This window comes from Bacillus sp. 5RYD7K (assembly GCF_059831465.1).
The window spans coordinates 1,736,726-1,749,672 of record NZ_CP191200.1 but is presented as its reverse complement, the minus strand read 5'-3'; the positions used below and the strand labels follow the sequence as shown (position 1 = coordinate 1,749,672).

Annotated in this window: 8 protein-coding genes; 3 read left to right on the top strand and 5 right to left on the bottom strand. The window is 50.0% G+C overall.

Annotated features, from left to right (window positions below):
• Positions 1–50: 50 nt before the first annotated feature.
• The 3 genes from essB to ACQE26_RS08685 all read right to left on the bottom strand — a co-directional run bounded on the left by essB (position 51) and on the right by ACQE26_RS08685 (position 1,956).
• Positions 51–1,334, bottom strand: coding sequence for a type VII secretion protein EssB (essB, locus tag ACQE26_RS08695; protein ID WP_500471283.1), 1,284 nt, complete (start codon positions 1,332–1,334; stop codon positions 51–53).
• A gap of 14 nt (positions 1,335–1,348) precedes the next feature.
• A complete protein-coding gene (gene yukD, locus ACQE26_RS08690) occupies positions 1,349–1,588 on the bottom strand; it encodes an ESX secretion system protein YukD (protein ID WP_016938101.1) in 240 nt (79 codons plus the stop codon).
• Between the two features lie 74 nt (positions 1,589–1,662).
• Positions 1,663–1,956 carry a WXG100 family type VII secretion target gene (locus ACQE26_RS08685; protein WP_003152013.1) on the bottom strand — a complete coding sequence of 98 codons (294 nt, stop codon included), beginning with the start codon at positions 1,954–1,956 and terminating at the stop codon, positions 1,663–1,665.
• 315 nt (positions 1,957–2,271) lie between these two features.
• Here ACQE26_RS08685 and adeR point away from each other — a divergent pair, with 315 nt between their 5' ends.
• The 3 genes from adeR (at position 2,272) to ACQE26_RS08670 (ending at position 5,530) form a co-directional block, all read left to right on the top strand.
• Positions 2,272–3,501, top strand: a complete 1,230-nt coding sequence (gene adeR / locus ACQE26_RS08680; RefSeq protein ID WP_060964409.1) for a sporulation transcriptional activator AdeR — start codon at positions 2,272–2,274, stop codon at positions 3,499–3,501.
• Between the two features lie 103 nt (positions 3,502–3,604).
• Positions 3,605–4,735, top strand: a complete 1,131-nt coding sequence (gene ald, locus ACQE26_RS08675; protein ID WP_500471281.1) for an alanine dehydrogenase — start codon at positions 3,605–3,607, stop codon at positions 4,733–4,735.
• Positions 4,736–4,852: 117 nt separating this feature from the next.
• Positions 4,853–5,530, top strand: coding sequence for a DUF2278 family protein (locus ACQE26_RS08670; protein ID WP_500471280.1), 678 nt, complete (start codon positions 4,853–4,855; stop codon positions 5,528–5,530).
• A gap of 44 nt (positions 5,531–5,574) precedes the next feature.
• On the opposite strand, the gene ACQE26_RS08665 is transcribed toward ACQE26_RS08670, so the two are convergent.
• Positions 5,575–5,790 (bottom strand): MbtH family protein, encoded by a 216-nt coding sequence (locus tag ACQE26_RS08665; RefSeq protein ID WP_060964406.1) that lies wholly within the window; start codon positions 5,788–5,790, stop codon positions 5,575–5,577.
• Between the two features lie 18 nt (positions 5,791–5,808).
• Complete coding sequence (locus tag ACQE26_RS08660; protein WP_500471279.1) at positions 5,809–12,936, bottom strand: amino acid adenylation domain-containing protein; 7,128 nt, start codon at positions 12,934–12,936, stop codon at positions 5,809–5,811.
• Positions 12,937–12,947: the final 11 nt, after the last annotated feature.

The window sequence follows — 12,947 nt, the reverse complement described above, 5'->3', positions numbered from 1 at the left end:
CGAACCTCCTGACTGCCTGATCGTTACCTGCGGCCTGTTGATATACGCGGTTATTTTTTTTCATCTTTTTTCTCATCTTTCTTGTCGCTCTCTTTGTTATCCTTTGCTTCGTCCTTTTTGCCGTCTTTATCCTGCCCTGCGGAAGCTTCAGCGGTGTTTTCGTCCGCTTCTTTTTTCTGCTCCTCCGCCTCTTTTTTCGCCTTCTCCAGCTCGCTTTCCACAGCGTCCAGTTCTTTCTGCTTTTCGTCGTCTTTCATACTGTCATCCGCCAATAATTGCTGCTTATATTTTGTAAGCCCCAGCCAGATATACGGGTTGTACTCAAGATTGCGGCCGATATTGATGGCTTCTTCATTTTCCCCTCGCCCGATATCGATCCAATAAAGGAAGTGCTTCGGATCTGATTGCAGGGTGACCAGATTTCCGATGTTTTTCCGCTGTTCTTCCCTCAGATTTTCAACTGCCACATAAGAAGAAGCAAGCTCGTACTGCACCGATTCAGGAAGGCTTTCCGCATCGTATTTGGCGAGTGTGTCAATGACTTTGCTGTACTGCTGATTTAAAAAATAGCGGTTGCTTTCAGTGATTGCCTCTTGCTTCGGCTGGGCGAAAAACAGTGCGTACAAGGAATACAGAAGTGCCGGCACAAGGAGGACGGCTAGCGCCAGTCCGGCGTATCTTTGGATTTTCCATTTCTTTTTCGGCAGTTTTATGTATGTCTTGTCCCTTGCTTCGAGGGAATCAATTACGGTTAGAATGGTTTCTTCCAGTTCTTCAAACGTTTCCGCTTCTAACACGCTTTTTACCTCGGGAGAGAATTGAAGCGTCTCCTTGTACTTCAAATATTCTTCAAAGGTGAAAGCCCCGTCAGCCGCAAGCGCCGCACATGCTTTGAGCTCTTTTAACACCCTTTCTCTGTCTTCTTCATAAGGCGGGAGGCTCTCCTTTACGCCGTAATGAAGAAAGTAGGGTGTCAGCGCTTTATCAAACACGATATTTTCCGGGGCGGCAATCAGATTGAGCCGTTTCAGCTTATGCTGTTTCACGGCTTGAACGAGACGGTAGGAAAATTGCCACCTGCTTTTCTTATCTTTTCCTTTTATATAGCGGAAAGCCTGGTAAGAAGAAGGAGGTCTGATCGTTATGGTTACTTCGTCTTCTGAGACTGAAACCTCTTTTTGAAAAAAAGGATCAGCCTCTTTAATCACGTTTGCTTCCAGCCCGTCAAGAAGCTTGACTTTTTCCCGCTGGAAGGTGAACGTGAAGCCTGATTCGGTTTCTTCCCGGACGGCGTCCAGTTCTGTTTCTAAATAAGATCTGTTATGACCTGTCATTCCACCATGTCCTCTCATAAAATTTCAAGGCGGTCTCCGTTCGTAATGCCGCAGTCAGATAATTTTTGCTCTCCGGAAAAAACCGTTTCTTTATTGACCACTCTGATCCAATAGCCTTCACGCGGCGGAACGGATACTTGCTGAGCCTGCCGGGCAATATCAATGACTTTTTTCACAGAATGGTAATCTGACAATCTGAGATCGAAGACGCTGCCGTTATAATGTGTTAAATCTATTGTAATATCGATATACATATTCATATCACCCTTACATAGAAAGAGCGCCGTCTTCTTGATTGAATCAGGCGCTCCGTTCTTCATTCATCTTATTATCCGCGAATTTGGTTAGCGATATCTTGGTCAGTAGACTCAAGCGTATTTGCCGTTTGATCGAGCTGATGATTCACATCTTGAAGCAATTCAGACATTTTAATAAATGAAGGTTTCAGCTGCTCATATTGATCCGCGAATGCTTCACTTGAAGCACCTTCCCACATACCTTTCAAATCAGAAATCATGCGGTTCAGGCGGTCAACCTGATTCATGACTTCCTGACTTTCAACGCCATATTGCTTAGCCATCGCTCTTAGCTCTTCGGGTGTGACACGAATTAATCCAGACATATTCCTTATACCCTCCTGTGTCATCAGCCTAAATATGGGCTAATTCACTTATTTTTTGAACGTCATTATTATAAAAACAACAATTCGGCACAGTCAAACAAATCTGTTTTAATTTTACAAAATGAGTCTTATGATATATTGGATTTTTCGTCATATTTACACATTTTGTAAAGATAATAGTATGATTATCTTATTCTTTTCCATTTCTTCAAATGATCCTATTTTCCTATTTCATTTCCGTTCAAAGATGCCTTTCAGTCTGAAAAACAAGATGGTAAGATCAAGATATGAAGCTATGAAAAAGTAGGGATACAGATGACCAATCCAAAAGATCCATTTAAGTACAGTTTCGACAGGCTTGAAGATGTAGCTGACCATATCAGCGAGGTCCTTCAATGCCCCATTACAATAGAAGACGTTAATCATAAACTGCTTGCATACAGCACGCACAGCGATTGTACAGATCCGGCCCGGACGTCGACGATTATCGGGCGGAGGGTGCCTGAAAAAGTCATCAATAAACTGTGGAAAGACGGAACCATTCCGGCCCTTTTAAAAACGGACCAGCCGATCAAAGTGAAAGAAATTGACGAGGTCGGCCTGAGCAACCGTGTGGCGATTTCCATCTGGAAAAACAGTCAGGTTCTCGGATTTATTTGGGCGCTTGAGATCAAAAAAAAGCTCAATGACGAGGATCTGAAGACGCTTCAGCTGGCAGCCAAAGCGGTGCGGAACAAGCTCTTGCATCTGCAGATCCGCAAAACGAAAATCGAAGAGCGGGGCCAGGAGTTTTTTTGGAAAATGCTGACCGGCCATATTTATCAGGAAGCCGAAATGGCCGAAGGATTTCATAAGCTCGGAATGGCGCTGCCGTCCGTGTTCAGCGTCATGATCATCCGTTTGCATGAGGAGCTGACTGAAAAGACGGAACAGCAGCTGCAATATTTGCAGGAAACGACACAGCAGATTCATGTCATGCTGGCGACTGTCGATTCAAATGAATTAATCCTATTAACCGCGCCGAAAACCGATCAGCCTTTTAAAGATTTAAAACAATTCGCCCTCCATGTTCAAAAACAGCTGAAAGAACGATATAAAATTGAGGATGCGTCGATTGCTATCGGCGGTATTTACGAATCAATTTCTTACGTTTACCGCTCCTACCAGGAAGCGCTCTCCGTGTTAAAAGCGAAAGAACGGTTTGTGAGAGAAACCAAACACCTTTTCAGCTTTTCTGAACTCGGCATTTATCAGTACCTTGATGTGTTGGATGAAAAACGTAAGCACAGCGGCTACATGAACTATTCCCTGTCAAAGCTTGAGCAGTATGACAGAGAGCATCAGGCCGATATGGTAAAAACGCTCGAACATTTCATTGATGCCGACAGCAACGTCAACACCGCCGCTAAAGCGCTTAACATTCATGTCAATACATTGAATTACAGGCTGAAGAGAATCAGCCAGATCGCAGAAATCGACTTAAAAAACGTGAATGAAAAGTTTACGATTTACCTTGATATCAAGCTTCGCAGCATGGGTTCGTGAAATTTCACAAATCCGTGTTTTTTTATTTTCTGTTTCAAACAAAGAATTTTCGCAAAAATCGCGCTACACTTGAAGCATCACACAAACATTGGGGGAAACAGACATGATTATCGGGGTTCCAAAAGAAATCAAAAACAATGAAAATCGAGTGGCATTAACACCTGGAGGCGTTTCACAGCTTATCGGAAACGGCCATCGGGTTCTTGTGGAATCCGGAGCGGGACTCGGAAGCGGTTTTACTAATGAAGATTATGTATCTGCAGGCGCGGAAATTCTGGAGGACAGACAGCAAGTATGGAATGCGGAAATGGTCATGAAGGTAAAAGAACCGCTGGCTGAGGAGTATGCGTATTTCCGTCAGGGCCTGATCTTATTCACTTACCTTCATTTAGCCGCAGAGCCGGAATTAGCTAAAGCGCTTACAGAAAAAGGCGTGACAGCTATTGCGTACGAAACGGTAACGGACGGACGTTCACTTCCGCTGCTTACGCCGATGTCTGAAGTGGCCGGAAGAATGGCCGCTCAGATCGGTGCTCAGTTCCTTGAAAAACCAAAGGGCGGAAAAGGAATTTTATTAGCCGGCGTACCGGGTGTATCCCGCGGGAAAGTCACGATCATCGGAGGGGGCGGCGTCGGAACAAATGCCGCGAAAATGGCTGTCGGACTCGGTGCCGATGTGACGATGATCGATTTGAACGCAGACCGCCTGCGTCAGCTTGATGATATTTTCGGGCATCAGATTAAAACACTGATCTCAAACCCTGTAAATATTGCAGACTCTGTTGCGGAAGCGGACCTTCTGATCTGCGCCGTACTCATCCCGGGAGCCAAAGCGCCGACTCTCGTTACGGAAGAAATGGTCAAACAGATGAAACCGGGTTCCGTCATTGTTGATGTTGCCATTGATCAGGGCGGCATTGTGGAAACCGTTGATCATATTACAACACACGATAATCCGACTTACGAAAAACACGGCGTCGTTCATTACGCTGTCGCCAATATGCCGGGCGCCGTACCGCGTACATCTACGCTCGCATTAACGAATGTGACCGTTCCTTACGCGCTTGAAATCGCCAATAAAGGCGCGGCGAAAGCCATTGCCGAGAGCCCGGCGCTTAAAGCGGGGCTGAATACGGCTAACGGACATGTCACGTATGAAGCGGTAGCCAAAGACTTAGGCTATGACTACGTGCCTGCTGAAAAAGCGATGCAAGGTTCAGCTGCAAAAGCTTAATAGATATGAAGAGGACAGCCTGATCAGCGGGCTGTCCTTTTTTCTTTCTCATAAAAGGAAAAACGGACACCTGTCTCGAATATCAATTCATATCCCGGAAGAAAAAGGAGGATTCATATGGCTGTTCAGCACTATGGTGTATTAAAAGGCACTGTGTTAGATATGAGAAGGGAAACAGATGATGATTCTCCGCATTTTCAAGTCGAGGTGTTAGGCGAGCCTGATACGCACTATCGCTGTGCGATCAATGTCATGTCAAGTTCAAAAGAATCAGAGGTTCTGTATGCGGCGCGCGATCATTTTGACGCAAGCGCGATCACCCTGCTGCCGAACATACCGTATGGGTACACCCCAATTGATGAAACGAGCCGTGAGCTGGCGCTGGATTATGTGCGCGGCGGATTGTTTAATCCCCGGAACATGGTGCCGCTCCCGCATGAAGTCACCGGGCCTGATAATGACTTAAATGATTTTATTGAGACGTATATGCAAAAAGCCAAATCGGAAAAAGCCGTCGTCTATATTTACGGCTCTAAATTCGGACCGGAGCCGGGCGCTGATAAGATTTTCGGGTTCAAACCGACAAACGGCATGCATAATATTCATATGAATCAGGGAAATCCAATTGACACACGCTGGAAGAAGGATAACGGAACATGGCACGACGGCGGTATTTTAATCCAGTTTGCAGACCAGTGGGCCGCGGTCTTTTTGGCTTTTCTGTCTCAGTCATGGTGCACGAATGAAGAAGGCCACCCTTATACATTTTGTGATCATACACAGCTTAACAGCTGATATCCGTATAAAAAGCCTGCCGAAATAGCGGCAGGCTTTATTTATTACATCTTAGCGGCTTCGGCCTGTTTCAGGCTTTCCGGCCTCATATCACGCCAGTTTGTTTCAATATATTCGAGACAAACGGAGCGGTTTTCATTCATCAGGCGGGTTTCCCAGCCGTCCGGCACATCCAGATAGGCCGGCCACAGTGAGTACTGGCCTTCAGCATTGACTAGGACATGATATAAGCTGTCTTCCCGTTCAAATGGATTTGTCATAGCAGATTGATCCTTTCTTTACCGGACTGTACGCCGTCCGTTTAATTTCTCTGCCAGAATCGCGCCGATGTCGGCAAGCGGTCCCGGCTGGCACATATCCTTATGGCGGCAGTCTAAATCATACCGCTCGATTTTTCCCGTAATATACGGTTTCCAAGTATCCGGCTCAATCGGGTCAAACCACTCCGGAATAATCGTGGATCTGAAGAACAGTACATCTCCATGGAACGGCTTCGGCTTGTATGTTCCTAACAGCCCGACAGAATTAATGTACGTGTCTTTCAGGTTCATCATCACCGACTCGTCCAGACTGGCTAATGCGCTTCCCTCACGGCGGAGAATGGTCAGCGCGGTGTCAAAATCAAGCGGCTGATCCCCGAGGCTGTCCGGGTCGTACCCTCCCAGGGCAAGCAGCGCAATGACGGCTTCCTCGTCATCAGGCGCATTTTTTATCGGCAGAAAATGATTCGGGTACGCGTCAAGCATTACCAAAAGCGAAACCTCCTCGCCCCGGCTCTGTAATTGTGTCGCCATGGCCTGAATGACATTTCCCCCGAGAGACCAGCCGAGCAGACGGTACGGCCCTTTCGGCTGCACGGTGCGGATCTTTTCAATATAATCCGCCGCCATGTCATCAAGGCTTGCGGGAAGCGGTTCTTTTTTTCCGATGCCTCTCGCCTGTAAACCGTATATCGGATAATCGGCTGCTAAAGAAGACATCAGCCCGGCATAACACCAGCTGAGACCGCCGGCAGGATGGACACAAAACAGCGGTGTTTCTTCTCCGGCTGTTCTGAGCGGCAGAAGCACATCAAGCGCGCTTGTCCCTGTGCCCGTCTCAAGCCTTTCAGCAAGACTTGCAACCGTAGGAGCTTCGAATAATGTTCCGATACTGAGCTCGGCTCCCATCGCTTCCCGTATACGGCTCATTAAATGGACCGCAAGCAAAGAATGGCCGCCTAAATCAAAGAATCTGTCATCAATACCGACACGCGGCAGGTGCAGCACCTCTGCGAACAGCTCACACAGCATTTCTTCCTGAGGTGTTCTCGGTCCCCGGCCGGAGACCTCCATTTGGAAGTCAGGCGCAGGGAGCGCTTTTCGGTCAAGCTTTCCATTCGGTGTCAGCGGCAGTTCATCCATTTGGACAAAAGCAGACGGAACCATATAATCCGGCAGGCTTTCTCCGGCAAACCGGCGAATCTCTCCCGTATCTAAGCTGCTGCTGTCAGAGCGGACAAGGTAAGCGGCGATCCGTTTGTCTCCCGGCCGGTCTTCACGGACGACTGCAGCCGCGTCCTCAACTCCCGGATGTTTGACGAGAACCGCCTCGATTTCTCCCAGTTCAATCCGGAATCCGCGGATTTTTATCTGGTGATCCGCCCTTCCCATATAATCAAGAGAACCGTCCGTCTGCAGGCGGGCTAAGTCCCCCGTCCGGTACATTCTCGTTCCCGGCGGGCCGTACGGATCAGCCACAAAGCGTTCCGCGGTCAGGCTTTCCCGCCCTAAGTAACCGCGTGCCACCCCTTCCCCTGCAACATACATTTCGCCTGTGATGCCCGGAGGCACAGGCTCAAGCCGGTCATCAAGCACATATACGTTCAGATCAGGAATGCCGCAGCCGATGAGGCTGTTTGCCTTCAGTTCCGCAATATTTTTGTCTAATTCAAGATAACTGACGTGCACCGTCGTTTCCGTAATGCCGTACATATTTATGAGCACCGGCTTATCGTCCGGATGGCGGCTGTACCAATCTTCAAGCCGGCCCAGCTCAAGCGCCTCGCCGCCGAAGATGATATATCTGAGTGCGAGCTTGCGCCCCAGCTCTTCGTTTTCTTTTTCCGCATGCATCAGCTGGTAAAACGCTGACGGCGTTTGGTTAAGCACTGTCACTCGCTCTTTCACGAGAAGATCCAGAAACGCTTCCGGCGATCTGCTGATGTCATGCGGCACGACAATGAGACGACCTCCGTGAAGCAAAGGCCCCCACATTTCCCAGACAGAGAAATCGAATGCGTAAGAGTGAAACATCGTCCATACATCATCAGAATTAAAGCGATACCAGTGCTGTGTCGACTCAAACAGCCGGATGACATTGCTGTGCGGGATGATGACTCCTTTCGGCACACCGGTCGATCCCGACGTGTAAATGACGTAAGCCGGATGAAGCGGTGACAGCGGACAAATCCTGTCTGCGTCAGTCGGATTCGTAACGGCATATTGCTCAAGTGTTTCTTTTTTCTGCGGGTCATCCAAAATGAAGGACGGCATACCGCTATCGGCAGGAAACTTACTTGCGCCTTCACAATTGGTAAGCATAAATACAGGCTTGGCATCCTGTAACATAAAAGCGATGCGGTCCGACGGATAATCGGGATCAAGCGGCAAATACGCAGCTCCCGTTTTCAGGACGGCTAACAGCCCGACAATCGTATCTAAAGAGCGCGGCAGGGCCAGCGCGACAAACTGCTCCGGGCCGACACCGCGGGCGATCATCATATGTGCAAGCTGATTGGCTTTTTGATTCAGCTCTTTATAAGTGAGCCGGCTCTCTTTATATACGGCCGCCGTTTCATCCGGTTTTTCGGCGGCCTGTCTTTCAAACAGTTCAGGCAATGTCTTTCGAGGCTGAGTGTGCTGTTTATTCCGTTTAACCGGCAATAGCTTTCGGCGCTCTTCATCAGAAAGAATCGTTAAGCTTCCGATCGGCTTTTCCGGATGCGATGCGGCATCTTCGAGCAGAAGAAGCAGACGTCCCGCAAGTGCTTCAGCCGTTTCTTTTTTAAATAGGTCCGTGCTGAATTCCAAAAGACCTTCAATACCGGCAGGCGTCCCGTCGTCATGGCGCTGTTCGGCCAATTCCAGCGTCAAATCAAATTTGGACGCTCCGACGCTGCTGATTTGCAGGCTTGTTTCCATGTCCGGAAGGCTGAGTACAGGATCAGGCGTATTTTGGAATGCGAGCATCACTTGGAACAGCGGATGTCTTGACCGGGAACGAACCGGATTCAATTCCTCCACGAGACGTTCAAACGGTACGTCCTGATGTTCATATGCGGCGAGATTTATCGTCCGGACCCTTTCAAGAAGCTCACAAAAGCTTGGATCGCCTGAGGTATCGGTTCTCAGCACGAGAGTATTAATGAACATGCCCACAAGGTCGCCCAGTGCGTCATCACTGCGGCCGGCTATCGGGCTGCCGATCGGAATATCGGTTCCGGCCCCGAGCCGGGTCAGCAGTGCGGCAAGCCCTGACTGAAGCACCATAAACAGGCTTACGCGCTGATTTCTGGCAAGTGAGAGAAGACGGGTATGAAGCTCTTGGCCGATTTTGACCGGAATGACGCCCCCTCTGTAGCTTGATTCGGCGGGTCGCGGAAAATCAGACGGCAGCTCCAGCTGATCCGGTATATTTTCAAGTGTTTTCTTCCAGAAATTCAGCTGGCGCGCTATTAAGCTCTCAGAATCAGATACGCTTCCTAAAAGCTGCTGCTGCCAAAGCGCATAATCCGCATATTGAACCGCTAGCGGCGGCCATTCTGCTTTTTTGCCTGTTTGGCGGGCGATATAGGCCGCGGATAAGTCACGCATAAGCGGATTCAAGGACCAGCCGTCACCTGCGATGTGATGCAGAAGAACCATCAGCGCATATTCGCCGTCACCAAGATCAAACAGCTCAGCCCGTACGGCCGGCTCTTTTGCGAGATCAAACCGGTAGCGTGCCGCAGCGGCAAGCATGTCTCGAAGCTCGTTTTCGTCTGCATGTGTCACTGTAAACACGGGACGGGCTTCTTCAGCAGGCAAAATGAGCTGATGAGACGAGCCCTTATTTTCCGGAAAAACGGTGCGCAGGCTTTCATGGCGGCTGACAACATCGTAAAAGGCGTGTTTCAGCGCTGTTTGGTTAAGCTTTCCTGACATACGGACAATCACCGGAATGTTGTAAGTCGGGCTCGGACCTTCAAGGCAGTAGAGAAACCACAGACGCAGCTGCGCGAATGACAGCGGGATATGCTGCGGCCGGGCAAACGGCTTAAGCTTTGGCCGCGCGTTCTTTGCAGTGTCCAGCTGTGCGGCGAGCCCGGCAACCGTCGGCGTATCAAACAGACGGCCGATGCCCAGCTCTGCGCCCATCGTCTCCCGGATCCGGCTCATCAGGCGTCCCGCTAAGAGTGAATGGCCGCCCAGTTCAAAGAATCCGTCATCAATTCCGACCCGTGCGAGACCGAGAACCTCGGCAAACAGATCGCATAATATTTCTTCCTGCGGCGTCCGCGGCCCCCTGTCACTCAGGACAGCGGAAAAATCAGGGGCAGGCAGAGCATTGCGATCGAGCTTCTTATTCGGTGTCAGCGGCAGTTCCTCCAGCTGTACAAATGCGCCCGGCACCATATAATCCGGCAGGCTTTCGCCCATATATGCACGAAGGCCGCCGATATCAAGGGGGTGATCCGCGACAGCATAAGCCGCCAGCCGCTTGTCTCCCGGCTGATCTTCACGGACAATGACAGCGGCCTGCGAAATACCCGGATAGTTCGACAGCACCGTCTCAATTTCCCCTAATTCTATCCTGAACCCGCGGATTTTAATTTGATGATCGGCTCTGCTGATATAATCAAGTGAACCGTCCTCACGCCAGCGTACGAGATCCCCCGTCCGGTACATTCTCGCACCTGCGGGGCCGTACGGGTCGGCAATGAATCTTTCCGCTGTTAAATCTGGCCTGTTAAAATAGCCTCTGGCAAGCCCCTCGCCCGCGATATAAAGCTCACCCGCAACTCCCGACGGGACGGGCTGCAATGCGGCATCCAGCACATATACCCGCGTGTTCCAAATCGGCGTTCCGATCGGGGGCGTCCCTGTATGGCCTTTTGCAAGCGGCTGTGCGGCCGACCAGATTGTTGTTTCAGTCGGCCCGTACAGATTCGTCACCGTACAGCCTAATTCAAGCAGGGCATGCATTAACGCTTTCGGGAGCGCCTCACCTCCGACAAGCACCTGCAGCGACCGAAGTGAATCCGGTTCATTTGTGACTAATGAATGCCATAATGTCGGCGTTGCCTGCATGATGGAAATACCGTATGAGTGAATCATGTGTGCAAGCGCCTGCGGCTCCTGAATTGTTTCTTTTCGGGCAATGACGCACCCCGCCCCGCTGATGAGCGGAAGGAAGAGCTCAAGCCCGGAAATATCAAACGCCGCAGTCGTAACGGCGAGCAGGCGGTCTTGTCCGCCGAGCGGGAACATTTCCCGCATGGATAAGAGAAAATTGCTTACGCTTTTTAATGTGACGACAACGCCTTTCGGTCTGCCCGTTGAGCCCGAAGTATAAATGATATAAGCAGGGTTTAAAGGTGAACATTCCGCCTGAGCAGGACCGTCAGCATTTTGACCGGCAATATTTTGTACCGTATCCGGGTCATCAAGAATGATCCTTTTTGCATCACTGTCTTCCGGCATGCGGCCCAATAATTCCATCGTTGTAATCAGACAGACAGGCTGTGCATCTTTGAGCATGTATGTGATCCGCTCAGAAGGAAAATCAGGATCAAGCGGCAGGTACGCCGCTCCCGTTTTCAAAACGGCCAGCATGCTCACGGCCAAATCCTGTGACCGCGGAAGCAGTAAAGCGGCAAATTGTTCCGGCCCGAGCCCTTTTTGCTTTAACATGCCGGCAAGCTGGTTCGCGCGCCTATTCAATTCGGCATAGGTGAGCTCTTCGTTTTCCGTGATGATTGCCGGGCGGTGCGGTGTTTTTACGGCCTGGTCGTAAAACAGCTCCGGGAGACTTTTCTGCCTTTCAGGTTTGCACGTGTCATTCCAGCTTTTCAGCACGCGGAGACGTTCGTTTTCAAGCAGAAGATTGAGTGTGCCGATTTTTTGTGTCTGGTCTTTCACAGCTGATTCCAACAGCAGCAGGAAGCGTTTTTGATGGTTTTCAATATCTTCGGCGCTGTACACTTCCGGATTCGCATCAAAGTCCACACGCAATCCGCTGCCGTCGGCTCTGTCGTAAACGTTAATTGACAAATCATCAACGGGACCTGCTGATAAGTTATGAACGGTTCCCCGCGCTCCGGCGAAATCAAGCGCGTAATCAAACGGCATTACATTGACTTGCGGACCGAACAGCCTGCGGTTTTCTCCTAATAATTTAAGATCACGGCGCAGGTCTTCATGGCGATATTTCTGATGACGCCGGATGGTTCGGATTTCTTTTGCCACTCGGCTGACGGCCTCGTGAAAACTCATATCCGGGCGGAGAGAAAGCCGCAAAGGCAGCAGATTCATCACCATACTCGGAATATTCAGTGAAATCGAGCCGATCCGTCCCATCATCGGCAAACCGAGCACGATATCCCCGGCGCTTGTCATCCGATGAACATATACCGCTACCGCGGCCGTGACCGCCTCATGCCAGTTCGGAATCGCTTTCACATGCTGTAAAGCCGTTTCAGAAAGATAAGCCGTGCTCCTGTGAAAGCTTGCTGACGTTCTCGGCGCTCTTTCCGCCAAACTGACGACATCAGGTTCATCTGCAAATTTCCCCATCCAAAATTCCCGATCTTTCAGGAATTGATCAGACGCGCGGTACTCTTGATCTTCTTTTACCAGATCCTCCAAAGAACCAAAGGAGCGCCCGTTATCCGGACGTCCCTCCCGTATTGCGGTGTACAAATGCGCCGTACGCCGTGCCAGCAGTGAAAAACCGTAGCCGTCTATCGCGATGTGGTGAATGCGCTGATACCAGAAAAAGCGTTCCGGTCCGGCTTGGAATAAAATGTCGCGGTACAAGGGCCCGGCCGCCATATCAACAGGCTCAGCCAAATCAGTCTGCATGATTCTGAGTGCGGCCTGCTTCGGATCAGCCGCTGCGCTCACATCTATGACATCAATCGTCGCCTCACAAGTTGGAACGATCGTCTGTCCCGGTCCGTCTGTTCCCTCTGTGAAGCGGGCGTGTAATGACGCGGCTTCAGTCAGCACACGTTCAAGAGCCGTTTTAAATATGTTCACATCGAGCGCGCCATTTATCTCAACATACTCGCCTGTATTGTAAATCGGATTATCAGGATCAAGCTGCTGCGCAAACCAGATACCGGCCTGTGCGCCTGTCAGAGGCAGCTGTTGTGTATGATGCATTCTATTCTCTC

Coding starts and splice junctions, on each gene's coding strand:
- essB (WP_500471283.1), bottom strand. CDS start 1,334: ATGACAGGTCATAACAGATCTTATTTAGAAACAGAACTGGACGCCGTC.
- yukD (WP_016938101.1), bottom strand. CDS start 1,588: ATGTATATCGATATTACAATAGATTTAACACATTATAACGGCAGCGTC.
- ACQE26_RS08685 (WP_003152013.1), bottom strand. CDS start 1,956: ATGTCTGGATTAATTCGTGTCACACCCGAAGAGCTAAGAGCGATGGCT.
- adeR (WP_060964409.1), top strand. CDS start 2,272: ATGACCAATCCAAAAGATCCATTTAAGTACAGTTTCGACAGGCTTGAA.
- ald (WP_500471281.1), top strand. CDS start 3,605: ATGATTATCGGGGTTCCAAAAGAAATCAAAAACAATGAAAATCGAGTG.
- ACQE26_RS08670 (WP_500471280.1), top strand. CDS start 4,853: ATGGCTGTTCAGCACTATGGTGTATTAAAAGGCACTGTGTTAGATATG.
- ACQE26_RS08665 (WP_060964406.1), bottom strand. CDS start 5,790: ATGACAAATCCATTTGAACGGGAAGACAGCTTATATCATGTCCTAGTC.
- ACQE26_RS08660 (WP_500471279.1), bottom strand. CDS start 12,936: ATGCATCATACACAACAGCTGCCTCTGACAGGCGCACAGGCCGGTATC.